General features: G+C 56.9%; 18 protein-coding genes and 1 tRNA gene. 9 read left to right on the top strand and 10 right to left on the bottom strand.

What is annotated here, in order from left to right; genetic code table 11:
• Positions 1-207 precede the first annotated feature (207 nt).
• Positions 208-2,247, top strand: a complete 2,040-nt coding sequence (locus ACO6TI_RS11525; RefSeq protein WP_104702317.1) for a putative bifunctional diguanylate cyclase/phosphodiesterase — start codon at positions 208-210, stop codon at positions 2,245-2,247.
• Here ACO6TI_RS11525 and kynU read toward each other — a convergent pair.
• The gene (gene kynU, locus ACO6TI_RS11520; RefSeq protein WP_104702318.1) at positions 2,240-3,460 is read right to left on the bottom strand and encodes a kynureninase; all 1,221 of its coding nucleotides are present in this window, start codon (positions 3,458-3,460) and stop codon (positions 2,240-2,242) included. The genes ACO6TI_RS11525 and kynU overlap by 8 nt on opposite strands.
• Before the next feature lie 258 nt (positions 3,461-3,718).
• Here kynU and ACO6TI_RS11515 point away from each other — a divergent pair, with 258 nt between their 5' ends.
• The 7 genes from ACO6TI_RS11515 (at position 3,719) to ACO6TI_RS11485 (ending at position 11,794) form a co-directional block, all read left to right on the top strand.
• Positions 3,719-5,113: an L-serine ammonia-lyase gene (locus ACO6TI_RS11515; RefSeq protein WP_281926271.1), complete on the top strand. Its 1,395-nt coding sequence runs from the start codon at positions 3,719-3,721 to the stop codon at positions 5,111-5,113.
• Between the two features lie 115 nt (positions 5,114-5,228).
• Positions 5,229-6,938, top strand: coding sequence for an aspartate-alanine antiporter (gene aspT, locus ACO6TI_RS11510; RefSeq protein ID WP_196891291.1), 1,710 nt, complete (start codon positions 5,229-5,231; stop codon positions 6,936-6,938).
• A gap of 19 nt (positions 6,939-6,957) precedes the next feature.
• A complete protein-coding gene (locus ACO6TI_RS11505) occupies positions 6,958-8,553 on the top strand; it encodes a bifunctional aspartate transaminase/aspartate 4-decarboxylase (RefSeq protein ID WP_422384962.1) in 1,596 nt (531 codons plus the stop codon).
• A 141-nt stretch (positions 8,554-8,694) separates the two neighbouring features.
• Entirely contained in the window at positions 8,695-9,099 is a 405-nt protein-coding gene (locus ACO6TI_RS11500) for an MAPEG family protein (RefSeq protein WP_104702420.1), read from the top strand.
• 204 nt (positions 9,100-9,303) lie between these two features.
• The gene (locus tag ACO6TI_RS11495; RefSeq protein ID WP_104702322.1) at positions 9,304-9,945 is read left to right on the top strand and encodes a helix-turn-helix transcriptional regulator; all 642 of its coding nucleotides are present in this window, start codon (positions 9,304-9,306) and stop codon (positions 9,943-9,945) included.
• Positions 9,942-11,156 carry an aminotransferase class I/II-fold pyridoxal phosphate-dependent enzyme gene (locus ACO6TI_RS11490; RefSeq protein WP_422384961.1) on the top strand — a complete coding sequence of 405 codons (1,215 nt, stop codon included), beginning with the start codon at positions 9,942-9,944 and terminating at the stop codon, positions 11,154-11,156. Before ACO6TI_RS11495 ends, ACO6TI_RS11490 begins: the two co-directional genes overlap by 4 nt.
• Before the next feature lie 26 nt (positions 11,157-11,182).
• On the top strand, positions 11,183-11,794 hold the full coding sequence (locus tag ACO6TI_RS11485) for a pyridoxamine 5'-phosphate oxidase family protein (RefSeq protein WP_422384960.1): 612 nt from the start codon (positions 11,183-11,185) through the stop codon (positions 11,792-11,794).
• A 44-nt stretch (positions 11,795-11,838) separates the two neighbouring features.
• Here the strand turns inward: ACO6TI_RS11485 and ACO6TI_RS11480 are convergent, their stop codons facing one another.
• From ACO6TI_RS11480 to ACO6TI_RS11465, 4 genes are all read right to left on the bottom strand, one after another.
• Positions 11,839-12,456 carry a GntR family transcriptional regulator gene (locus ACO6TI_RS11480; protein ID WP_029062244.1) on the bottom strand — a complete coding sequence of 206 codons (618 nt, stop codon included), beginning with the start codon at positions 12,454-12,456 and terminating at the stop codon, positions 11,839-11,841.
• A 79-nt stretch (positions 12,457-12,535) separates the two neighbouring features.
• The gene (locus ACO6TI_RS11475) at positions 12,536-13,543 is read right to left on the bottom strand and encodes a YncE family protein (protein ID WP_104702324.1); all 1,008 of its coding nucleotides are present in this window, start codon (positions 13,541-13,543) and stop codon (positions 12,536-12,538) included.
• Between the two features lie 310 nt (positions 13,544-13,853).
• On the bottom strand, positions 13,854-14,939 hold the full coding sequence (locus ACO6TI_RS11470) for an anhydro-N-acetylmuramic acid kinase (RefSeq protein WP_422384959.1): 1,086 nt from the start codon (positions 14,937-14,939) through the stop codon (positions 13,854-13,856).
• Positions 14,936-16,288 (bottom strand): aspartate aminotransferase family protein, encoded by a 1,353-nt coding sequence (locus ACO6TI_RS11465; protein ID WP_196898141.1) that lies wholly within the window; start codon positions 16,286-16,288, stop codon positions 14,936-14,938. Before ACO6TI_RS11465 ends, ACO6TI_RS11470 begins: the two co-directional genes overlap by 4 nt.
• A gap of 461 nt (positions 16,289-16,749) precedes the next feature.
• On the opposite strand from ACO6TI_RS11465, the gene ACO6TI_RS11460 reads away from it, so the two are divergent.
• Positions 16,750-17,775 carry an AraC family transcriptional regulator gene (locus tag ACO6TI_RS11460; RefSeq protein WP_422384958.1) on the top strand — a complete coding sequence of 342 codons (1,026 nt, stop codon included), beginning with the start codon at positions 16,750-16,752 and terminating at the stop codon, positions 17,773-17,775.
• Positions 17,776-17,870: 95 nt separating this feature from the next.
• Here ACO6TI_RS11460 and ACO6TI_RS11455 read toward each other — a convergent pair whose 3' ends face one another.
• From ACO6TI_RS11455 to ACO6TI_RS11435, 5 genes are all read right to left on the bottom strand, one after another.
• Complete coding sequence (locus ACO6TI_RS11455; protein ID WP_422384957.1) at positions 17,871-20,543, bottom strand: AsmA-like C-terminal region-containing protein; 2,673 nt, start codon at positions 20,541-20,543, stop codon at positions 17,871-17,873.
• Positions 20,544-20,798: 255 nt separating this feature from the next.
• Entirely contained in the window at positions 20,799-21,383 is a 585-nt protein-coding gene (locus tag ACO6TI_RS11450; protein ID WP_422384956.1) for a VPLPA-CTERM sorting domain-containing protein, read from the bottom strand.
• 334 nt (positions 21,384-21,717) lie between these two features.
• A complete protein-coding gene (locus tag ACO6TI_RS11445; RefSeq protein ID WP_055120002.1) occupies positions 21,718-22,317 on the bottom strand; it encodes a VPLPA-CTERM sorting domain-containing protein in 600 nt (199 codons plus the stop codon).
• Between the two features lie 391 nt (positions 22,318-22,708).
• Positions 22,709-22,785, bottom strand: a tRNA-Arg gene (locus ACO6TI_RS11440).
• A 230-nt stretch (positions 22,786-23,015) separates the two neighbouring features.
• A complete protein-coding gene (locus tag ACO6TI_RS11435; RefSeq protein ID WP_104704719.1) occupies positions 23,016-24,488 on the bottom strand; it encodes a sensor histidine kinase in 1,473 nt (490 codons plus the stop codon).
• Between the last annotated feature and the right edge of the window lie 31 nt (positions 24,489-24,519).

Raw genomic sequence — 24,519 nt, 5'->3', positions numbered from 1 at the left:
AAGAATTCAATTTGAAACAATATAATAAATACTGCCGCAGGAATTCTTGACTAGAGTTCGGTGAGACTAATGCCATGTTGCACCGGCTCCTTGCGCGAGACAAAAACCGATCGCAAGCCTGCCGACATCAGAGCCTGACAAAGGCCGTGACCAAACTTGGAGGGGAAACTGTCGAGCCGATCAGAATTGTCATTGGACATCGACGACATGACATTCCTCGACCCCGTCAACGTGGCCGACGGCAAAGTCGACGCGAACCTCATCCTGCAACTTTATGACAGACTCGATACAGCGGTCTGGATATTTGATTTCGACCACAAGAGATACTTGTGGGCCAATCGCAAGACCCTGGAAATCACCGAAGCAGACAGTCTGGAAGAACTGCAATCACGGGATCTCGGCGCCGATATGTCGCCGGCAGTGGAGCAACGCCTGCGTCAGTACCAACAGGACTTCTGCAAGGGTGATGTCAGCTTTTCGGAAATCTGGACGCTCTATCCAAAGGGCAAGCCCAAGGTCCTGCAAATCGAAATGAGCGGTGTGCAGCTGCGCGATGGCCGTATGGCTTTGCTGTGCGAAGGCCGCGAGCATCACGAACAGCAGCCCGAAACGCTGCGAAGTGCGGAAGCCCTGTTGCACACGACGGTGATGATCGCGCTTTTTTCCAAAGACGGAAGTCCGCTCTACCGCAATACTGCCTCCCGGGCGTCCTGCATCACTCTGGAAACCCGGTTTCCCGACCAGTTTGTCCGCGAGGAGGATGTGAAGGACATATTTGATCTGGTCGAGCAGGAGCGAACGCTGAAGTTCGTCGCGCATGTGAAAACGAGTTTGGGCTTCAAATGGCATGAACTCACCATTCGCGCATGCCATGACGCGGTTTCAGGACAACCGGCCTATCTCGTCAGCGAGATCGATGTCACAGAATTGCATGAAACCAAGGAGCGGGCACAGTATCTCGCGAGCCATGACACGCTGACCGGCCTGTCCAACCGGACCTTCCTGCAGGAACGGCTGACCCATATCCTGAATACGGCGGATACGAAAAACCAGACTGCAACGCTTTACCTGTTCGATCTGGACGATTTCAAGCTTGTGAATGATTCACTTGGCCACGCGGCTGGCGACGTGCTGTTGCAGCTGGTTGCCGAAGAATTGAAAGCAATCGCCGGCCCGGAAGATGTCGTTGCACGGCTCGGCGGTGACGAGTTTCTGATTTGCCACCTCGAAAAACCGGGTTCGGTGGATCCGGACTGGTTCGGCCGTTCGCTTCTGCGCTCCTTTGCCAAACCCCAGGTTCTTGAGGGCAAGCGAAGGCAGGTCGGCCTCAGTATCGGTTACGCACATTATCCGGACGATGGACGCGACATAGACCAGCTCATGCGGCACGCGGATCTCGCCCTCTACCAGGCGAAATCAGATCCTTCCGCGAAGTGTGTCAGGTTCCGCGACCGTATGCGCCGTTTGCGAGATGAACACCGCGCCATCAAGAAGGACCTTGAACGCGCACTGCAGAAGAACGAATTCATCCTCTACTATCAGCCAATTGCGTGCACCCGCACCGACAAGGTGGTGTCCGGAGAAGCCCTGCTGCGCTGGCAACACCCGGAACGTGGCATGGTCGGACCGGATGATTTCATAAAGATTGCCGAAGACGCCGGGCTTATCGATGAAATCGGTACCTGGGTTGCCGAAGAGGTCGCACACCTGCAGCACCGCCTTCACAATCTGCAATATGCAGTTCCACTCGCTTTGAATGTCTCACCGCGGCAACTCTCCGATTCCTCATTCCTGAGCCTGATGCAATCGCTGCCCCTGGCAACAGGCTGCGACCCGTCCGACATTTCGCTGGAAATCACGGAGTCCGTGATTTTGGGAGATATTCCGAACGCGCGCGAAACGCTGACGGCGCTCAAACATTGCGGTTATCAAATCGTCATCGATGACTTCGGCACCGGCTACTCCAACCTTGCCTACCTCCACAACTACCCGATCGACGGAATCAAGATCGACCGGATGTTCATGGAAGACATCGGCACGGGCGGGGAAATCGTCAAACTGATCCTGTCGCTGGCAAATGCACTCGGTGCAGGTGTCGTTGCAGAAGGTGTTGAGACGATCGAGCAGCGATCCTGGCTGTCGCAAAACGGCTGCAACCGCTACCAGGGCTACCTCTATTCAAGACCTGTCCCCGAAGAACGTTTCCTGTCCATGCTGGAAACGCAGTCGCAGATCGCTGCTATGTGACCTTGGCACGTGTCTTGAACTCAGGTCGATCCCAGCTGCCCGTATCCAGAATGTCCGCAAGAATTGCGACCGCGTCGACGATATCCTGATGTGACAGATAGAGCGGCGTGAACCCGAAGCGCATAACATCCGGCGCCCGGAAATCACCGATAACACCGCGTGCAATCAGGGCCTGCATAACCGCGTACCCCTCACCGAACCGGAATGAAACCTGGCTGCCGCGTTCCGACGGACTACGGGGGCTTGCAAGTGTCAGCTGCGGGCATCTGGCCTCGACCTCCGCGATGAAAAGTTCGCTCAGGGATATCGATTTGGCGCGTATGTCGGCCATGTCGACATCCTCAAAGATGTCCAGCGCAGCGTGGAGACTTGAAAGAGCCAGAATGGCCGGCGTGCCGACGGTCATGCGCGCGATGCCGGACACCGGGCGATAATCGAGGTCGAAAGCGAACGGGGCTTCGTGCCCCATCCAGCCCGTCAGCGGAGATGAAACCTTGTCCAGATGGTCCGGTGAAACATACAGAAAGGCGGGTGCGCCAGGACCACCGTTCAGATACTTGTAACCACATCCGATTGCGAAATCCGCCTTGGCTCCCAACAGGTCAACTTCGATCGCACCGGCCGAATGTGCAAGGTCCCAAATCGCTATGGCGCCGGCATCATGGGCCTTCCGGGTCAGGTCGTTCATGTCGTGCACCCGTCCGGTCCGGTAGTCGACCTGGGTCAACATCATCGCAGCAACCTGGTCATCCAGCATCGCTTCGACCTCTTCCGGCGCAACGATTTTCAGCTCGTGTCCTTTCGCCAGGAGATCCTTGAGTCCTGCGGCAACATAGAGATCCGTGGGGAAGTTTCCGCTGTCCGACAGGATGACTTTCCGTTCCGGACGAAGAGACAGTGCCGCCGAGAGGACCTTGAAGACATTGACCGATGTACTGTCACAGGCGACGACGGTGCCATTCGGCGCGCCGATCAACCGACCAATCCGATCACCGGTGCGCAAAGGCAGATCGAACCAGCTGTGGCTGTTCCATGCCCTGATCAGACTGGTGCCCCATTGCTCCGTCACCACGTCGGCAACGCGTCCCGGGACATGTTTCGGCAGAACCCCGAGTGAATTGCCGTCCAGATAGATGACGCCCTCAGGCAGATGAAACGCATCTTTCTTGTGTCTCAAGTTGTCGTTCTGATCGGACGGATGCTGCGAAGTCATTGATTGCTCGTCATTGGCTGGCCAGCGGGGGCTGGCCTGCGGGAAAGAGGCCGCACGCTATCAAAGGCCAATCCCGCAAACAACTATATCTGTATTCCATTTCTTGGGATCAGCGTTCCTGTTGGCCGGCAGCAAAACCCGCGATGTCGCAATCAGCACATAATTGCCCGTTTGGGCGCCGGACCTCATCGTGCCGTCTGCTAGCTTTGCCTCAAGGCCGATCCGGTCAGCAACCATTGGAAATGTGGTCCAATTCAGATGTTCATAAGCGTCTTCGACATATTCAAGATCGGAATCGGCCCTTCAAGCTCGCACACCGTCGGCCCCATGGTCGCAGTTCACCGGTACCTCGACAGGATAAGAGGGCTTGCCGGAGCGGAACAGGGTGCTGCCCGCATTACCATCACGCTACACGGTTCGCTTGCTTTTACCGGCAAAGGTCACGCAACCGACAAGGCGGTATGCCTCAGTCTGCTGGGGGCGCAACCGGATACGCTCGACCCTGACCGGGTAGAGCCGATGCTGGCTTCCCTGCAGACCGAGAAAAGGCTCAATATCCCCGGACTTCCGGAGATGGCATTCAACCCTGACGAAGACGTCGTATTCGACTACGGGCCGCCACTGGCGCTGCATGCCAATGGCATGACCTTTCAACTTCACGATGCGGGTGGATCACTGATCGACACGATCATTTACTATTCGATCGGCGGCGGTTTCGTTGTCAGCGAGGCGGAACTGCGCAAGACCACCAACGAACCCGTCAATGAATTGACCACGCAAAACGTCCCCTTTCCGTTTTCTTCCGCCAAACAGATGCTTGAAATGGGAGCCGAAGCGGCTCTTTCCATCGCCGAAATGAAGCTTGAGAACGAGTGCAGCGACAGATCACGCGAGGACGTGGAAACAGGCATCGACAAACTCTGGTCTGCCATGGATTCCTGTATCAACCGCGGCATCACCCAGGCCGGCATCCTGCCGGGTGGACTAAAGGTCAAGCGCCGAGCCGCGGACATTTACCAGCAGCTCATTCGCGAGGGCCGCAGCAATCCGCTGTTTGAACACAACGTCGTTGACTGGCTCGGCGTCTATGCGATGGCCGTCAACGAGGAAAATGCCGCCGGTGGCCGGGTTGTCACTGCCCCAACGAATGGCGCGGCAGGCGTCATACCGGCGGTGACCCGCTATTATCTCGACCATTGCGCCGGAGCAGATCAGGCGGGAGTTCGCATCTTTCTTCTGACTGCTGCTGCCGTCGGCGGCATCATCAAGGCAAACGCCTCGATTTCGGGCGCAGAAGTCGGTTGTCAGGGTGAAGTCGGCTCCGCTTCCGCCATGGCGGCCGCCGGTCTTTGCGCCGCGCTCGGCGGCACGAACGAGCAGATCGAAAACGCTGCAGAAATCGCTCTGGAGCATCATCTCGGCATGACTTGCGATCCAATCGCCGGACTTGTTCAGGTTCCGTGTATCGAACGGAATGCACTTGGGGCTGTGAAGGCGGTAACCGCCGCGTCCCTGGCCCTTCGCGGCGACGGGTCTCACTTCGTCCCCCTTGACGGCTGCATCGAAACCATGCGGCAGACCGGCATGGATATGATGGAGCAGTACAAGGAAACCTCGCAAGGTGGACTCGCCGTCAATATTGTTGAGTGCTAACACACTGATAAAATTTACAATTTCTTGAAAACAGATTGCCTGATCGCGAAAAAGAGACAATAGTCGTCTCCCAGGTTGCCGCAGCTATCCATTGCGTCGATCGCGGGAGGACAAGATGGAACTCTTGAAATGGCTGGCGACACAGTCGTCGCTGGTGTTTTTGTTCGTTGCCGTTGCTCTTGGCTATTTCGCCGGCAAGCTGAAAATCGGAAACTTCGTTCTGGGCGGCATCGCCGGAACGCTCATCATGGGTGTTATCCTTGGGCAGGTAGGTGTCACGATCGATTCCGCGGTCAAGGATATCTTCTTCGCGCTCTTCATCTACGCAGTCGGCTATCAGGGTGGGCCCCAGTTCTTCCGCGCCCTGTCACTCAAGTCGCTCAATCAGCTGCTATCGGCAGCCGTCATGTGCATTCTCGGACTGTTCACAGTGCTCGCCTTTGCCTGGGGTTTCGGTCTGGACCGCGGAACGGCCGCGGGTCTTGCCGCAGGCGCACTGACGCAGTCTGCAATCATCGGCACGGCCGGCGAGACCATACAGAAACTCAGCGTCTCTGCGGACCTGAAGCAGATCATGGAGACCAACATCGCGGTCGGATACGCGGTCTGCTACATCTTCGGGTCGATTGGCCCGATCATCATGGTCACGTGGTTTTTCCCCACCGTCATGCGCTGGGATATCCGGAAGGAAGCACTCAGGCTCGCCGAGAAGATGTCAGGTGGCTCGGCCGAGCTCGAGCCGGGCCAGTTCAACGCGGCGCGCCGCATCGACACCCGCTTTTACCGGTTGAGCGACGGAAGTGAATGGCTCGGCAGATCAGCCAAAGACCTGGACGCCTCCATCGATGAAGTCGCGGTCGAAGCCGTTCTGCGTGCAGGCAGGGAAATTGACCTTGATACCGCGGAGGTTCTTCAATCGGACGATGTTGTCGCGATGACCGGCCTGGTTTCGTCGCTCGACAGCCCAGCCATGAACTGGGCGACTGAGACACAGGCACCGGACGGATATCATCTTGTGCTGGAGAACCGCCACATTGTCCTGACCAACCCTGACTACGCCGGCAACAAGCTGCAGGGCATCCATGATCACACCAGATCCAATGCCCTTCGAGATGTTTTTGTTACCGGCGTCAACAGGATGGGAAGGGAGTTGCCGCTGCTGCCGGATCTCGAGATCCACAAGGGCGATGAACTGCAATTGACCGGCAGTCCGCGCGACCTGAACCTGGTCCAGAAATCAATCGGCTATCCGATCAGCGCGGCAGCGGTCACGGACTTTATCTTCTTCGGCCTCGGCATGACGCTGGGCCTGCTTCTGGGTCTGATCGAATTCAGGATCGGCGGCGTTCCTGTCTCTGTTGGCAGCGGCGGCGGGTGCCTGCTGTCCGGTCTCCTGTTCGGCTGGCTGAGGAGCACTCATCCGCGTTTTGCCGCGTTGCCGACAGGCGCCGTCAATTTCCTGAGAGATTTCGGACTTGCCGTTTTTGTCGGAGTTGTCGGGATCAGTGCCGGTCCGCAGGTTCTGACAACACTGCAGGAACAGGGCATCAGCCTGTTCCTGTTCGGAATCGGTGTTACGCTCATTCCCCAGTTTTTCGGGTTCTTCTTTTCCTACTACGTCCTGCGAATCCAGAACCCGATCGAAGCACTTGCCTGTGTTGCCGGCGGCCGCAGTGCCAATCCGGCCTTTGCGGCTCTTCTGGGCAAGGCTGAAAACGCGACGCCGGTGGTCACATTCACTGTGACATATGCGGTCGCCAACGTGTTGCTGACCCTTTGGGGGCCGCTGATTGTCGGTCTCGTCACGACAAATCCGGCTCAATGAACGCCCCGGGAGAATTCAGATGAGTACTCAAGACTATTCGAAGTTCCAGGAACTCAGCCCGTTCGAGCTGAAGGACAAGCTTATTGAAATCGCTGCCTCGGCGTCGGAGCGGATGATGCTGAATGCAGGGCGCGGCAATCCCAATTTCCTGGCAACGCACCCGCGCCGCGCCTTTCTGCGTCTCGGCGACTTCTCGGTCGAGGAAGCCGAGCGGTCCTATTCCTATCTCGACAGCGGGTTCGGCGGACTTCCCGACAAGGAAGGAATGCTGTTGCGTTTCGAAAACTTCATTCACCGCCACGAAGACCGCGATGGCACCACCTTTCTGAGAGCGGCTCTTTCCTATGCAAAGGACCAACTCGGTATTCACAGGCATGAGTTGCTGCATGAAATGGTGGCAGGGTTTCTCGGCTGCAATTACCCGGTGCCGCCGCGGATGCTGACGCACGCGGAAAAAATCGTCGGCGCTTATCTCGGCAAGGAGATGTTCGGCAGCGAGCCGCAACAAGGCCCGTTTTCCGTCTTTGCGACGGAAGGCGGCACGGCGGCGATGACCTATATCTTCCAGACCCTGAAAGCCAACGGGCTAGTCAAGCAGGGGGACAAGGTGGCACTCGGCACGCCGATCTTTTCGCCCTATCTGGAAATCCCGCCATTGCCCGAATACGACATGCCGGTCGTCGATATCCGAATGGAGGAAGGGGCTGACTGGCAGTTCAGCGACGCGGAACTGGCAAAACTGGAAGATCCTGACATCAAGATCTTCTGCATCGTGAATCCGAGCAACCCACCCTCGGTAAAACTGTCTCCGGACGACCTCGACCGGGTGGCTGCGGTGATCAATGAAAAACGTCCGGACCTGTTCGTCGTCACCGATGATGTCTACGGCACATTTGCCGACGACTTCGTTTCTCTGTTCGCCAAGTGCCCGCGCAACACACTGTGTGTTTATTCGTTCTCAAAATATTTCGGCGCGACCGGTTGGCGCCTTGGCGTGATTGCGCTCCACGAAGACAATGTGTTCGACAAGGCGCTCACCGCACTTTCTGAAGACACAAAGAAAGAGCTCGACTGGCGTTACTCCTCACTGACAACTGCCCCCCGCGAAATAAGGTTCATCGACAGGCTGGTTGCCGACAGCCGCGCCGTGGCGCTCAACCACACGGCAGGGTCTTCAACACCGCAGCAAATTCAGATGATGCTGTTCGCGCTTGCTGGGCTGCTGGATCGCGACGACCGTTACAAGAACGCTGCCAAGAGCCTGATCCGCAAGCGGTTCAATACGCTTGAACTGAACATGGGCGTGAAACCTCATCGCGAGCCGGAAGATGTCAACTACTACACGCTGATCAATCTCCAGCACCTGAGCGGACGGCTTTACGGCGATGCTTTCGCCGATTGGTTCGTGGCCAACAAGAAGGGTTACGATTTCCTGTTCCGGCTGGCCGAGGAAACCAGCGTCGTCCTGCTTCCGGGGAAGGGTTTTGAAGTGGTCGATGCCTCGGCGCGGGTGTCCCTGGCAAACCTGACCGAAGCGGAGTATGCGAAGATCGGTGCCTTCGCACGCAAGGTCATTTCGGAGTATCACGACGAATACGCCGGGCAACAGGGCTGACAACGGCGCCGGAAACTCCATTGCGGAACCTGATTACAGAACACGCTGAACCGGGCCAGCCGGAGCAGCGTGTCTTTTTTTGTCCTTATCCGCACTTCCGGTCATACTCATCACCGATGCGCCTGAATGCTGGAGGGAACCTTGACCATCATAACCACGCCGCTTGTCGCGAGCCTGCTCGCGCTGCTTTATCTGGTTCTGAGCGTCCGCGTAATCGGCGCGCGCAATAGCGAACGCATCAGTCTCGGCGACAGGGGAAACGACATTTTGTTGCGGCGGATGCGCGTCCACGCCAATTTTGCGGAATATACACCGCTTTCCCTGCTGCTTCTGCTGATGCTGGAGCTGATGGGTGGCGCTCACTGGCTGCTTTACGGGCTGGGTCTTTTCCTGGTCGTGGGACGGACAGTCCATGCCTATGGGGTCGGTAGCGACCCGGAGCCGATGAATTTCCGTGTCGTCGGAATGGTGTTGACCTTCGTCGTGATCGGCACGGCTGCTCTCGCGAACCTGGTGCTTGCAACCAATGCACTTCTGATCGGTTAAGCTCCTGGTTCCTCAGAATTGCTGCTGCCGGGTCTTGTCGGCATGCGCAACAGGCGTGCAACCTTTCGACCAGGCGAATTCGTTTGGGCTGAACTTTCCCTTCCTCGCCAAACGGCGGGGGCCTGCTGTCGAGGCTTGCTAAACCCGGTTCCCTCCCGATTCCGGAAATTGGACATAAAGTCCAATTTCGGATATAATATCTAAATGAACTCTCTCCAGGACCTCAAAAGCTTCGAGCCGGTGTGCAAGGCAATTTCGCTGATGTTTCCCGAGATGGTCGAAGTCGTGCTTCACGATCTCAAGACAAACAGAGTTGCGCATATCGAAAACGGATTTTCCAAACGCGTCGTTGGGGATGATTCCCTGATTGAAACAGAAAATTACGCATCCGAATTGCGATCGGACGGGACGATCGGGCCCTACCGGAAATCCAGCCCTGACGGATCACGCATCAAATCCATTTCTGCGATCATTCGAGATGACGCAGGAGTACCGATCGCGCTTTTGTGCATAAACCTCAAGACCGGTGATCTGGAGGCTGTCACAGGTCTTCTCGGAAAACTGACGCGGCTGGAGGACGAAAGCGCGGGCAAGTCCATCCTCAGGAACGACTGGCGTGAGCTGGCAAATGCGGTGATCGAAGACGCGCTCAAGGAAATGAAGATCTCATCCAACCAGACACGCAAGGCTGAGCGTCTCGAAATCATCAGAAGATTGCTTCGGGCTGATGTCCTGTCTGCAAGAGGGTCTGGAGAGTATGTCGCAGAAGCGCTCGGTGTTTCCCGCGCAAGCTTCTACGCAATGCTTCGCGAAGTCAGGAACAGCGAAAAGGACAGTTCGAAATGAACCTGAAGGTGACAGCCCCGCGCAACATGAGAGACTTTGGTCTGGAAGTCTTTTTTTCGAAATGGGAATTCACCGCCAGACACCATATGACGGCCTCGGACCTGGAAAGCATGTCGCTTTCCGATCTGCTGGCCATGGCTTCGAATGAAGACCGGAAAGCATTCGAGGAGTTATGGCTGGGTTACACCGAGACCTGGGGGGCTCCCCAGTTACGTCGGGAGATTTCGAGCACCTATGATCAAATACCGGCAGACAACATCCTTTGCATGGCGGGCGCTGGCGAGGGCCTGTTTGCCATACCGAATGTGCTGCTGACGCGTGACGATCACGCCATCGTGCCGACACCCAACTACCAGGGAGCGGAAACGATCCCGCTTTCAATTTGCGAGGTAACCGGGCTTCCCATGGTCTATTCATCGCCCTCCGGCATTGGGTCAGGCGCTGAAAAAGGCGGGTGGCGCATCGATATTGGCCAATTGCGAGATGCGATCAGACCGAACACCAAACTGATTTCCCTGAATTTTCCACACAACCCGACAGGCGCACTCATGAACAGTGATGACCTGGCAGACCTCGTCTCGATTGCCAGAGAAAGTGGCATCTACATACTTGCCGACGAGGTTTACAGGGGCGTTGAGCTGGACCCGATAGATCGCATGCCGCAGATTGCAGACGTCTATGAACGCGGTATTTCCCTCAATGTAATGTCAAAGGCTTATGGATTGCCCGGGCTCCGGATTGGCTGGATTGCATCGCAGGACCGAGCATTTCTCCAAAGGGTTGAACGGTTCAAGCATTATCTTTCCATATGCAATTCAGGACCTGCCGAGATACTTGCGCTGATCGCGCTCAAGTCTCGGCACGAGATCCTTGCCCGCAATCGCGCAATCATGCTGGAAAACGTCCTGGCCCTGGAAAGGGTGTTCGACATGTTTCCAGGCCTGTTTGAATGGTTCCGGCCGCTGGGGGGCTGTGTTGCGTTTCCAAAATACTGCGGACCGGACGGAGCCGAAGCCTTTACCAGAAAGCTCATTGAAGAGAGCGGAGTGTTGCTTCTGCCGTCGTCGATCTATTCAAGTGACCTTAGCGAAACTCCGCAAAACCATTTCCGGATCGGTTTCGGCAGGAACCAGGTGTTCAAGGAGGGCCTTGCGGCCATGGCGGCGCATCTTGAAAAGCACTACCCTGACCACAAGGTTGCGCCCGACTGACATGCGCCTGTGCTGTCAGGTATCGCATGACGTTTCAAGCAGGAGCACATTTGCCGGATAATCTGAAAACAATCGAAAGAGACGCCTGGAAAGCCCTTGAGTCAGCCACGCTGGACCGAGATCTGCCCTATCGATACCTGACCCTGGCTTCCCTCGGCCGTTGCGACTTTCCGGAGGCACGGACTGTCGTGTTGCGGTCCGTTGATCGGGCCGGGCACAGGCTGGAATTCCATACAGACACACGCAGTCCGAAGTGGCAGGAGTTCCACCGGAACGGCGATGCCACGGTGCTTGGATATTCGAACAGAACGCGCGTGCAGTTGCGCCTGCGCGGCAGTATCCAGTTGTCGCATCCAGGGTCAGATCAAACGGAAATGGCCTGGAACCAGCTGCCATCGCACACCAGGTCGACCTATGCCGGCGGACCGCCGGGTGACGAACTTCCGACCCGTCCGCTGGTTTCAGGCAAAAACGCTGAACCAGAAGTGCATGCAACGGGCAAACAGTGTTTTGGCGTGCTTTTCTTCAAGGCGGCGTCTCTGGACTGGTGTCGGCTGGAGCGACAAAACAACCTGCGTGCTCGTTTCATCTACGATGACAATGGTGATCTGGAATTCTCGAACTGGATCGCGCCTTAACAGAGCGGACCTTCTTTCGTCCGGTCGCCTCGCACACCAGGCAATCAGATCTGTTGCAGCCGGGTCTTGTGGGCATGCGCGATGTGGGTTCTGGCTGCGGCCTCTGCGGCTTCGCTGTCTCCCCTGGCAATGGCGGCCACCACGGCTGCGTGCTCCTCCACTGCCGTTTCACGGCGTTCGGGCGTGTCCAGAGTTGTGCCCGCCATCAGGATCAGGGACAGGCGCAGGTGTTCGATCAGGTCGACAAGGTAGCGGTTGTGCGAGGCAAGGCAGAGGCGCCGGTGAAACTCCCTGTTGGAGCGCACCAGGCTGTCCTTGTCGGCAATGCGTTGCCTGTCCGCCCTGACCAGATCCTGCAGGATCTCGATTTCAGGCAGCGAGGCATGTTTGGCGGCAAGACCAGCTGCCGTTCCCTCCAGCATTTCGCGCATGAAATAGACTTCGTTGATCTGGCCATGGTCCAGCGTCGGAACCACCATGCCCCGGTTCGGTTCATGGACAGCAAGGCCCTGTGCCTCCAGGCGCTTTAGGCCTTCCCGGATCGGAGTTCGCGAGACGCCAAATTCCTCGGCGAGATCAGCCTCGCGCAGTCGATCGCCCGGTTTGAGCACCCGTTCCTCGATCAGACCGATCAGGCGTTTGTAGATTTCAGATCCGTTCATGCAATCTGGTTAGCGGCAAGAAGGACGTTGTGCAAGGGCGGGTCCGGGCAGGGCGTCTCGTGCCGCCCTGCCCGTGCCGTCAAACGCTGACCTTCATGTCACTGTAAGCAAGGCCGTCCGCGCCTTCATCCGTTTCGATGACCCGGATAACCGACCAGGACGACGTATCGATTTCTGCGACCCGCGCGCCATCCTGCGCACCGACAAACAGGGAATTGCCATCGGGTGAAAAGAGCAGCGATGCCGGCCCGTAGGCACCGTGTGGTGCAAGATCGATTTCCGCCTTGACCTCCCGGTTTCCGCTTTCATAGACAACTACGCGATCACCGCGCAGATCGGCCACGGCAACCGCCTGGCCTTCGGGGTGAAACCGGACCCGGATCGGCAGGAAACCGGCTTCGATCACCTCCTGCCTCTCCATGGTTTGCGGATCGAACACGATGATCGTTTCGGACTGATTGTTTCCAACCCACAATTGCTTGCCGTCGGGGCTGACATCGACAGCCTCGGGCCCGACATCCGTGTTTGCCGTGTGGGTGATTTTCATTGTCTCCGCATCAACTACCGAGACCTTGTCCGATCCCCGGCTGGTCACGTATGCCGTCGAGGAATCCGGTGACAGTGCAAGCAAATGCGTGCCGATCAGTCCCGGTTCGGCTTGCCCGGTGACTGTTCCTTTCACAACATCAACAGTAATGACGTCCCGCGTTTCCTCTGTTGTCACGATTACGCTGTCGGTATCTCCAAGCCACGCGATTCCATGCGGTGCCATGTGCGGCGAGATATCGATCGTCTTCAGATGTGCAGCAGTGGCAACATCGAAAACATTGAGCTCGCGGCCGATATAGCCGTCTTCGAGGTAGGAAACGACCACAACCTGCTCACCGTCCGGAGACAAGACCAGTTCATGAGGCGAGCCGCCTGTGACCGGCCGTTTCACCTCCTGACCCGATTCCAGATCAATGAAGCTGACGGTCCCCGCATATTTGTTGCCGACAATCAGCGTGGCCGCGCTTGCTGAGAGCGCTGTGCCGGCAACAAGACAAACCGTGGATGCTGTGGTGATGAGATATCTGGTAAATGACATTTTCTGCCTCCATTCCGTTTAATTCTTGGATAGACACCCCTTGTCTTCACCCGAAGAAGAAACGTCTTGAGAGACAGATGGTTATAAAACTACATTTCACAAAATTAAATCTACTTAATATTTCAGTAAATCATTTATTTCTTCAGTTTAATTTAATTCACAATCCGCTATTACTACTTTTTCTGCTGATTTCTGTAAAATTCACCTCGAATATCTACCGGATCAGTATCGAATTGGAGAACTTTGTGTTGGGTAACATTCGGGTTTTTTGTTGAAGGAACCGCCCTGTGCTCTGCTTCTTGGTCTGTATTTACAGAGCAGGCAAATAGACCTTCCCTCCTGTGACCGGCGAACGCGCTCCAGTCGTTTCGGAAAATGTTGTCGGCAATCCGGCCTTCAGGCGGGCGCCCAAAAACGCCATGGCCTGAGCTTCAAGCGCATCTCCATCAATGCCGTAGTCGTCCGCAGACACGACATCGCCTGCAAGACGAACCCTGAGCGCCTGCATTAGAACCGGGTTGTGGCGACCGCCTCCGCAGACAAGCCACAGGCCTGGCTTTTGGGGCAAGAGCGTTTCCGCCTTCGCAATCGCCTCGGCAGTGAAAGTCAGCAGTGTTGCAGCTCCGTCCTCAAGGCTCATGCCCTCGACGAAGTCCGCGGAAAAACTGTAGCGGTCAAGCGACTTCGGTCCGGTTTCCAACAGGAACGGATGCTTCAACGCTTCGATCAGCCGCTCTTCGTCTGCCCGCCCCTTTGCCGAAATCACTCCACCGGCGTCATAGTCACCCGCGCCCTGCACCCTGATCCAGTCGTCCAGGAGAGCATTCCCCGGCCCGATATCAAAGGCAAGCAGATGGTCGCCGCTGATGAAAGTCAGGTTGGAGACACCGCCGATGTTCAGGAAGCAGAGCGGTTCCCTGTCCGTGCCGACCACCGTTCTGGCGAGTGCCTGGTGATAAATCGGCACAAGCGGTGCACCTTCGCCTCCGGCTTCCATGTCGGCAAGCCGGACGTCACCAATGACCGGCAGACCGAGCACACTGGCGAGCACCTGCGGGTCACCAAGCTGGACCGTTTCGCCTTTCTTCGGATCGTGCCAGACGGTCTGTCCGTGGAAGACGATCGCATCCGGTGTCAGGTGATGCTCCTGCAGGAAGTCTCCAATGGCAGCCGCATGATCCGCGGTCACTTCTTCGGCGATCTCCGGCCAGGCGTCCCGATTCTCGCCCTTCCGGCCGGCAGCCTCAAGAACCATTCTTCGAGTATCGGAACGATAACCTGTCGTCGTGGCCGGACCGAAACGACTGACCGTTTGGCCGTCCGTCTCGATTTCAGCCAGGTCAATGCCATCAGCGGAGGTTCCGCTGATGGTTCCGACAATCGACCAGCCCGTCATAGGCTGGCGGCCACCTTTTTCAGACTCTCCTCGGCGATATCGAACAGGTCGTTGACCTGTCCGTCCGTAATGATCAGCGGAGGACAGAAGGCCATGGCATCAAGCATGGCACGCGAGATCAGGCCGTTTTCCTGAAAGGCGGCATTCGCGGCGGCGCCGAGCGACCCAGGCGTATCCGAATGCGCCGGGTGATGCAGCTCGGCCGCGCCGATCAGACCAATGCCGCGTGTCTCGACGACCAGAGGGTTGTCGGCAAGACCTGCCAGCCGTTTCTGGAAGGTCGGTGCGATCTCCCTGACATGCCCGACCAGGTCCCGTTCTTCGATGATTTTCAGGTTCTCCAGCGCCACAGCTGCAGCAACCGGGTGCCCGCTGCCGGTATAGCCGTGTCCCAGAACACCGATCCTGTGGGACTCGTCTGCAATCGGTTCATACACCGTGTCGTTGATCAAAAGCGCAGAAATCGGCTGATAGGAAGATGACAGGGCTTTCGACAAGGTCATCATGTCCGGCTGCAAATTGTAAGTTTCAGTCCCGAACATGTTGCCGGTTCGTCCGAAACCGCAGATCACCTCGTCGGCAACAAAAAGAATGCCGTATTTCTTGAGGACCGGCTGAACCGCTTGCCAATACCCGTCCGGAGGCACGACAACGCCGCCGGCTCCCATGACCGGTTCGGCGAAGAATGCGGCGATGGTTTCGGGACCCTCAGCCAGGATCAGGTCCTCCAGATCCTGCGCACAGCGTCTTGCAAACTCCGCCTCGCTCTCGCCGTCCTTCTTCATCGTGCGATAGTGCGGGCTGGTCGTATGCAGGATCTGCGGCAGCGGCAGGTCGAAGGACTTGTGGTTGTTCGGCAGGCCGGTCAGGCTGGCGGAGGCGACCGTCACGCCATGGTAACCGCGCATCCTGGAAATGATCTTCTTGCGTTCCGGCTGGCCAAGTGCGTTGGACCGGTACCAGATCAGCTTGATCGCCGTGTCGTTGGCCTCGGATCCGGAATTGGTGAAATAGACCTTCGACATCGGCACGGGCGCCATTTCAATCAGCTTCTCTGCAAGCTCGATGGATGGTCCGTGGGTCTTGAAGGTAAAGGTGTGATAATAGGGCAGCTTTTCCATCTGACGGGCGGCAGCTTCCACAAGACGTTTTTCACCGAAACCGACGGCAACGCTCCACAGGCCCGCCATGCCCTCGATGTAGCGCTTGCCACTCACGTCCTCGACATAGATGCCCTCGCCCTTGTCGATCACCAGCGAACCGGTTTGCTCCTGCTTGCGTGCATCCGCATAGGAGTGGAGCTGGAAAGCGACATCGCGGGCTTCGAGCGAATTCGGCAACTGCGCCATGAGACACCTCTTGTTGGAAAGCTTGCTGGATGGTTCGGCGGCAAGCTGGCTTTGAACAGCCCTGCACCGACAAAGCCACGCTAGTACCGCAAAACGACAAGCACAACGAGAAATTTCAGATAGGGAAGACAGCCGGTTTCGTGACGGCATTTGCTGTTGGTGCAAAAACAAAAAACCGCGCCGAAGCGCGGTCAAGGGGCTGACGGTTTGCCGTGGCCGGGAACCGCAGCCCGTTCACCGGATCCTGTGGGGAGCACAGGACCTGACAAACGACCGTTCAGCCAGAGTTCCCAGATATTCCGCAATGACGTGTTATTATTGTCGACGGTACCATCGCGCGGAATTTGCTTTTGTAGTGTGTCCGTCTGTTCGATATTTATTTATGCATTGATTGGTGGTTTCGATTGTCAGCGACAGCCAATATGCTGTCATTTGGTGCCAAATTGTTACGGGGGCCCATATTGAGCGAAGCCGAAGTTGATGCCGTATTGATCAGGGCTGCTGTCAAGATCATGGAGCAACGTGGAGAAGATCACGAAGAAGCTCTTCACGCGACGGGACTTTCCCCTGCGGACCTGGAAGGTTTTGATCGCCGGGTCCCGCTCAGAAAATCCGACGCTTTCCTGGAACAGGCCGCGAAGCATCTGGATGATGACCTGTTCGGATTTAATGTCGGCAAGACCACTCCGACAGGTACCTTTGGTGTGATCGCCTATCTCGGCATTTCCTCAGCAACGCTGGAACAGGCCATCCTGAACCACGTCAAATACGTCAATATCTTTGTCGACAGTTACCGTCTCTCGCTTGCCAGGACAGGCAACACCGCCAAGCTTTCCTACCAGGAGGTGAATCGCAGCTCCTATTTCAAGAGACAGGCCAATGAGGCGGGAATGGCCGCGCTCCTGTCGAATTACCGGTACGGTACTGGCAGGATCCTGCGTCCGGCGGAAATTCATTTTCATCACCAGAGAGCCGAAGCACCCGCGGAAATGAAACTCTTTTTCGGGTGCCCCATTCATTTCGGCAGCGACATCCATGGCATCGTGTTTCACACAAAGGACCTTGAAACGCCTCTCGTGCATTCCGACAGGGATCTTCTTGAGCTGATGTCGAATGTCGCTGACAAGATGCTGGAAAAGCGACGCGCCGTTCCGAAGTCCTTTCTCGCCAATGTCGAATTTCACGTGATTGACGGCTTGTCGAAAGGCCAGAGCTCGGCAAGCCTGGTCGCAGGCAAACTGGGAATGACCGAACGTACTTTCGCAAGGCGGCTTGCCGACGAGAGCACAACCTTTTCGGAGGTTCTTGAGGATGTCAGACGCAATCTGTCGGAGGAGTATCTGCACAAGAGCGATCTCTCCCTGCCGGAAATCGCTTTCCTGCTGGGCTATTCGGATTCACCTGCGTTCATCCGCGCCTACAAACGCTGGTTCGGCGTCACCCCCGGAGCACGCGCGTCTGAAGTCAGACGCCTGAAAACAGGCTAGGTTTTCTGGCAGGCCCGCTGCGTCGTCTGCTTGCGGGATTGCGTTTCTTACCAATCCTCACAATGCTACCCGTCCGCGCACGAAAGCCGGAACCTTTACTTCGGTCCTGAATTTTTCGGTAGGACGCAGGGCCTTGCCTTTTCGTCGATCGGGCCCGACCCCCGAAAAATGTGACTGACAAGATTGAGCGGCAGGGAAACCACTTCGCCGATTGCCCGGCCCGGCCCGGCATCCCTTACCTTGACATCCGGCTTGCCAAGTGTCCCGTGGATTTCAAAGGGCGAGACGATCTCGACGAGCTGCTTGCGCTTGGCGCGCGGGGCGAAGGACAGGTCAAGCGCACCGGACCTGAAGTCGACGCTGCCCGCTCCGACGAGCTGAACGTTCTGTGTTTCGACGATCATTCGCTTTGACGTTGCAGTGCCGTTCTTGAAATGCAGGGGCAGCACGGCGCAGACGATTTTGGTTGTATGGTCCTGATTGCTTGTCACCAGCCAGGTGAACACATTGAGGCCGGTCAGGTCCAGCAGCCGGTTGGGCAGCGTTCCGCCCCAGAGAGAGGCCGTCACATTGCCTGAAAGCGATTTGAGAAAGCCGGTCTCGGAGGCCGCGTTGCCCGTGACATCAAAGCTGGCATAGACAGTGCTGGAAACCGGCGCCTGCATTCCGACTTCGTTCATCAGGCTGCTGAGAGGGAACTTTTCCATACGCCCGTGTGCGCTTGCCGGCCAATTGTCCTTTCCAAGGGTCACGCCGAAATCACCGGTTACCTTGCCTCCGATAAAGTCGAGTTTGAGACCGGCCAGTTGCAGTTGATCGTTGTCATATTTCAGGTTTCCGGTGAGATTGCCGGCGTGTTTCTTTCCCGCGACGATTTTCTTCACATTGAGGGCTATATCCGCACGCAAGGTTTCCTCGAACTCCTTGTTCAGTTCGATGCTGTCATCATCTTCCACACCGGCCGTTGCGAGTTTGGCAAATTCGGACAGATCGGCCAGATCCGTGAAGTCCATTTCAGTTGAGGAAATCGAACCTGCCAGCATCAGAGCGTTGCTGTCCTGCTCGGGCTTCAGATCGAGTTCTGTCCTGATTTGCGTAACCCCTGCGCTCAGTTCGCCCGACAGTTTCGCGCCAGCAGGCGACAGACCGCTGGAACCATTGAAACCCAAGGCGGGAAACGATCTGGCCGTTTCGATGCCAAGTGCCTTCAGGATCTTTTCCGGTTGCTTCATTGCAAGTTGCGTGGAGAATTCCAGATCTTCAAGCACCCGGAACTCCGGAATCGCCATCTCGAATTTCAGTTTCAGAAGATCCGACCCTGTTACTTCTCCGCTCAACTCATCGAGGCCGAATGCTCCCGATGCCTCGTTCAGCGAAACCGTGCCCTTGACTTGGCCGAGCTCCGGTGCATCTTCCGCCGGACGATTGAGCAGCAATGCCGTCGGGAAGCGATAGGAACCGGAAAGGCTCACACCTGCAAAGGCGAGTATGTCTTCAACCTCACCTTTCATTTCGAGATAAGGCGCGTTCTTCGGACCATCCAGTATCGTAATGTCCTTGAGACCAACCCTGTCATCCGCACCCTTGATCACCCGCCCGACGGTGATCGGCCCGATTTCATCGAACTCCAATAGAACGGCATCTGTGGTGATATGGGCCTGATCCACCGCCAGTGCATCAAGCGGCCCGCTCACGCGCCCGGATATTTCTTTCAAGTTGACCGCGAATGCACTTTCAGGTGCCTTCTCCGGCGGCGCCAGTCTTGTATCGAAACGCACGTCGAATATAGATCCCTGGAAAATGTCATCTACCTTTCCAGCGATCGTGACGGCATCTCCGTTATCACCCTCGAAATCAAGCTTGAGTTCGTCTATGTCCAGGCTGTTCACCGGACCGGACGAAGACCATGTCAGCGTGGCTTTGCCATCCACCGCGCTTTCCAGGCCCAACGAGGCCAGCAACGCGGCGACCGACGGCGATTTTGACGTCAGGTTGCCCTTGATCCGTGCTATTTTTTCTGACGTATCGACGGTCCCGTTCAAACCCGTTTCCAGTCCGGGAAACGCGATCGTGAGCTCAAACGGACCTGATTTTTCTTCCAGCGCCCTCGCCGACGCGGGAACCGTCCCCGTTGCAGTGAGCGGCGTGCCATTCACTGCGGCGTCAATTTGAGCGTCCGTCGATTGAGCCCCCTCCGGCGTCTCGAGTTTCAGGGACTTGATCTGAAAGGTTTCGTTCCAGCCGTCGGCTTCATCCACAAAACGGAACAGCACGTCCGTCAGTTCAAGATTGTCGAATATGGCGCTGTTGATGAGTGTCGACGGCAATTCGAACGCCGAAGTCGTTTGCTCGGTGCTGCCAGACCCGTCGGCGTGATACTCGATCTCCGCTCCACTCATGCGGAAATTTCGAATTCCCGATGCGTTACCTCGCAGCAGGCTATAGGGTGCATCGAATTCGACGGTTTCAAAGACTCGCGCCTTTGCGCTGCCGCCACCTGATGACCGCTCGATATAGGAATCCTCGATACGCACTCCCAGTCGCAGACCGGGCGTCAGAACGACCGGGCCTCGAACCTCAACCGGCCGGCCGAAGATACGGGTCAGCATCTCGCCAGCCTGTTCCTGACGGACGGGAGAATAAAGCTCGAGTGTAGCCACACAATATGCAACCGCGAATGCCGCTACCAAAAGCGCACCTGAGCCGAACGCCAGGACGCGAAACAGCCTGGCAATTCGTCCAGATGGATTTTCAGCCGCGTCGCTCAAGCTGCCAGCCTTCAATATGTGCCCGAGGAAAGCCCTCGATGCCCACTCTAAACCTGTTTTGGTACAGTTTGGCGCCAAATAAATCTGACCGGGTTCACAAAGCCCGGTCCTGGGGTCACGTTTTGGCAGGTGTGACGCTCCAAACGGCTGGCCTCTCCCAAATCAACAAAAAACGCCACCTTGACCAAGGCGGCGTTTTTCAACTCGTGCTGTTGTTTCGATGCTCGGGCGCTGTCGCAGAACGCCCGGACGCAATCAGGCTTTTTTCCGGTTCCTGAAAAATGCCAGGCCGGCAAGTCCACCGAGCAGAAGCACTCCGCCGGCCGGGATCGGAACGGCCGTGGCCTGTACATCCCAATGTGCGGATTCCTTGGTGGAAAGAGACGATCCGGCAATCGGATCGACGAGAAAGCTCACTACGCCGCTCAACGTGCCCAGATCAATAGTCAATCCGGACATGCCAAGGATGTAGGTCGTGGTGCCCACGACGAGTTCGCCATCAAAGACGCTCGTTGTCGGTTGCCAGTTGAAGACGACATTGTAAGCGGAGCTGCCGAAGTCCATCGTCCAGCCGTCTCTCCATTTGTTGCCGCCACCACCATTGTGGGTGACGCCGCCATAAAGAGCCAGATCACCCGTCAGTTCCAGAACCGGGCTGCCGACAGCATTGCTGAAATCACCGAACGACTGGCCCGGGCTTGCGGCAGGAGCGCCAGGGTTCACACCCGGACCACCAGCTTCATGGGCAACACCGGACACCGGCACTGCCGCTGCTTCTTGTACTGCAAGCGGGGCCGTCATTGCGATGACGCCCGCCAAAACTACACCGTGAAGTCGCATGCTCCACTCCCTGTCTTGCATTGTCTCAAATCATCCGGCCTGTGCTCTCGAGGGCATTTGGGGCCGGATCTCTCAGGGAAAGCATCTATAGCGTTGCTCGGTGGGAGACAATTGAAATCACTCTGATTCAAAAGAGATTTTTAAAACTTCGTTAACGACGCCAGAAAGTCTTACGTGGCGGAATTCTGATGTTCTGCACAGGAGCGCCGAAAGTTGCCCGGCCATCAGCGAGGCATCCACACAAAACGAAAACGCCGCCCGTTCGGGCGGCGTCTGCGGTTTTTTGCATTTCGCATTGGCGAAATCTGCTGTCAGGCAGCTTACATGAACGCAATCAGGCGTTCTTGCGGCGCCGGACCATAGCCAGCCCTGCCAGGCCGGTCAAAAGCAATACGCCACCCGCCGGAAGCGGAACAACCGTTGCATGAAGATCCCAGTGCATGTCTTCCGTCGGCTTGACCGATCCGAAAATCGGGTCGACGACGAAAGTCACCAGTCCGGTCACGGACCCCAGGGACAAAATGGTGCCGCTGACACCGGAGAACGCAGTGGCGACACCGTTGACGATGATCCTGCCGTCAACAACCTTCGGCGTCTCTTTTTCGTCGTGCTGCCAGTTGAACACGAGATCGTAGACACCAGAGCCAAAGTCCATTGACCAGCCGTCGACGAAATTCGTCGGGCTGCTGTGTCTGACGCCACCATAGATGCTGGTGTCGCCAATCACGTTGAACAGCGGATCGGCAGTTGTCGTGCTGAAATCGGAAATGGTGATACCGGAGCTGGCTGCTGGAGCCGTGCTGATGGTACCCGCGCCGCCACCTTCGTGAATGACGCCCGATACATTGTTGAATACTGCTGCCTGGGCAGATATGCCAGCGAACATCGCGGCACCGGCGACAGCGCCGGCAATTGTCAGCTTGTGAAGCTTCATAAACCCTAACCTCCAAATGACTTTTTGGTCACGATGACTTAAAGCAAATCGCTCTAGTGAATCGTATTAACCCCTGTTGCGCGAGGTTGCATCAATGATTGCAAAATCCCTCTTACGCAGCGGCACGTTACCATGACGCGTATCAAGACGAAACAGATTATTAACTTTTTGTTAGTTTTTACATTGAAACAACATGCAGTATCGCCAGGTCCGTCGAGAAGCATTTTTATTGTTAATTTTCAATGATTTATCAATCCAAAGCACAAAACGACCGGCAAAGGCGCCAACGCCCACTGGTTGAAAACGCCAGAAATTGCAAGCACTCATCCAGATCGTCTTCAAGAATCGTCCATCGCGGCGATCCTGGAAACTTTACAGGGATTTTCGGGATTGGCGCACCGGGGAGGATTCGAACCCCCGACCCCCAGATTCGTAGTCTGGTGCTCTATCCAGCTGAGCTACCGGTGCTTATGGGTGCGAAGATCGGGTTATCCTGATGATTAATCACCGGATGCCCGCCTTGGCTTTGCGGGGCGCTGTGTGCCCCGGACAGGGCGCTTACGTACTGCGGTCCGGCAGGGATTGCAAGGGACTTGCGGAACTTTTTTTCGGTGAATTGTCACACGAGCCGCAAAGCCGCAGAAATCCTCGTGACTTATTCGTTTCTGCCTTGGCACCCTGTGCAAAACAATGCCTCTTCAGGACGAGCGGTCCGGCACCTTGAGGCGGAAGCACGCCCCGGGCTTGCTTTCGTCCAGGTGAATGCTGCCGCCATGGGCTTTCAGGAGTTCGGCGACAATCGCAAGACCAAGACCGACACCGCCTTTCTTGGACCCGCTGTGAAAGGCCTTGAACAACGCCTTTCTGATATTGCCGGGGATCCCAGGACCGGTGTCGGAAATCATGACATGAACGCAATCGCCCTCGCGCATCGCATCCATGGAAATCCGGCGCACCAGCGTCTCGTCCTTTTCGGCTTCGAGCGCCTGAAGGGCATTGCGGACGAGATTGAGCAGAACCCGAAAGATCTGTTCAGGATCGGCATCAATCTCGATGTGGTCCGGAACCCTGTTTTCGAAAGCCACTGTCTCGTGATCGACAAGTCCAAGTACATCGGCAACATCGTCGCCGACCCGCTGGAGCGCCAGCAGGCGCCGCTGAGGCGGGCGCTCCTGGGCCTTGCCATAGGACATCACCGCCTGGGTGTAGCCGACAGCCCTGTCGAGCGTTGCCAGGATCTTCGGTGCAAGACGGCTGACCGTCGGATCGGGGACATGTTCCAGACGCTCAAGAAACAATTGCGCGGACGCCAGCAGGTTTCTCAAATCGTGGTTGATCTTGGAGACCGCGAGACCAAGATCGGCAAGTCGCTGTTTCTGATGCAATGCGCGCGACAGGGCTTCTTCCATGGCTGCCAGCCGGATTTCCGCATCTCCCAATTCATCCTGGCGGCCCGACACCGTGACAATACGGGAGGTATCCTCGGGATTTTCCGCAAATCGCTCCATGGAACGGGTCAGGCGGCGCAGCGGCCTTATGAATAGGGCGCGCAAGGTAATATAGACAAGCCCCGCGGTGATGACCGAGATGAACAGAGACAGGGCAAGAATGCGCCCGGAGAAGGCCAGCATGTCCTGCTGCAGGAGTTCGACCGGCAACACGACATCGACACGCTCCGTGTGGCCCATCTGGCCGACACCGACCACACGCATCACGCCGTCGCCCCGGTAGGTCAGAATTTGAAAACTGCCGATGATCGACGACCAGGCGCTCACATTGGCCATGTCGACGACGAAATCAACCTCGCCCGGTACATCGTTCATCGCGATCAGGCTTCGCCGGGAACCCTGATCAAGCGAAATGGCCACAGCCCCTGTCGTCTGCAACAATTCTTCCTGAAGGCGCGGGGCGATCGTGCTGGTTTCCGCCAGCACCGACGCGGCCACGCCGGCTGTCGTCAGGCGATCCATGAGCCAGGTGTTGCGGTAGTTGGCGATGGACGGAACGTAGATGAAGACTTCCGACAGCATGACGAACAACACGGTCAGCAGCAGGAGTTTTCCCGACAGGCCGCCGAGCCGGTGCCGGTCAAACCGATCCCCCGGTCCGGATTGTCCGCCCGTATCGTCTGTCGGGACTGCGGCGCCTTCCGGCGCGCCCTCATGCTTCATGTCCAATCGTCCCAAATGCCAACCGTGCCGC

Origin of the sequence: Roseibium album (genome assembly GCF_965233825.1) — a bacterium.
GTDB classification, from domain to species: Bacteria; Pseudomonadota; Alphaproteobacteria; order Rhizobiales; family Stappiaceae; genus Roseibium; species Roseibium album.
The sequence above is the reverse complement of the archived record's forward strand: the minus strand, read 5'-3'. Positions and strand labels throughout refer to the sequence as shown.

Excerpts from the sequence above, each read along its gene's own strand:
- kynU (WP_104702318.1), bottom strand. The coding sequence starts at position 3,460 with ATGACTTCGCAGCATCCGTCCGATCAGAACGACAACTTGAGACACAAG.
- ACO6TI_RS11515 (WP_281926271.1), top strand. The coding sequence starts at position 3,719 with ATGTTCATAAGCGTCTTCGACATATTCAAGATCGGAATCGGCCCTTCA.
- ACO6TI_RS11475 (WP_104702324.1), bottom strand. The coding sequence starts at position 13,543 with ATGTCATTTACCAGATATCTCATCACCACAGCATCCACGGTTTGTCTT.
- ACO6TI_RS11445 (WP_055120002.1), bottom strand. The coding sequence starts at position 22,317 with ATGAAGCTTCACAAGCTGACAATTGCCGGCGCTGTCGCCGGTGCCGCG.
- ACO6TI_RS11505 (WP_422384962.1), top strand. The coding sequence starts at position 6,958 with ATGAGTACTCAAGACTATTCGAAGTTCCAGGAACTCAGCCCGTTCGAG.
- ACO6TI_RS11450 (WP_422384956.1), bottom strand. The coding sequence starts at position 21,383 with ATGCGACTTCACGGTGTAGTTTTGGCGGGCGTCATCGCAATGACGGCC.
- ACO6TI_RS11435 (WP_104704719.1), bottom strand. The coding sequence starts at position 24,488 with ATGAAGCATGAGGGCGCGCCGGAAGGCGCCGCAGTCCCGACAGACGAT.
- ACO6TI_RS11480 (WP_029062244.1), bottom strand. The coding sequence starts at position 12,456 with ATGAACGGATCTGAAATCTACAAACGCCTGATCGGTCTGATCGAGGAA.
- ACO6TI_RS11525 (WP_104702317.1), top strand. The coding sequence starts at position 208 with ATGACATTCCTCGACCCCGTCAACGTGGCCGACGGCAAAGTCGACGCG.
- ACO6TI_RS11495 (WP_104702322.1), top strand. The coding sequence starts at position 9,304 with ATGAACTCTCTCCAGGACCTCAAAAGCTTCGAGCCGGTGTGCAAGGCA.
- ACO6TI_RS11470 (WP_422384959.1), bottom strand. The coding sequence starts at position 14,939 with ATGACGGGCTGGTCGATTGTCGGAACCATCAGCGGAACCTCCGCTGAT.
- aspT (WP_196891291.1), top strand. The coding sequence starts at position 5,229 with ATGGAACTCTTGAAATGGCTGGCGACACAGTCGTCGCTGGTGTTTTTG.
- ACO6TI_RS11465 (WP_196898141.1), bottom strand. The coding sequence starts at position 16,288 with ATGGCGCAGTTGCCGAATTCGCTCGAAGCCCGCGATGTCGCTTTCCAG.
- ACO6TI_RS11485 (WP_422384960.1), top strand. The coding sequence starts at position 11,183 with ATGACGTTTCAAGCAGGAGCACATTTGCCGGATAATCTGAAAACAATC.
- ACO6TI_RS11490 (WP_422384961.1), top strand. The coding sequence starts at position 9,942 with ATGAACCTGAAGGTGACAGCCCCGCGCAACATGAGAGACTTTGGTCTG.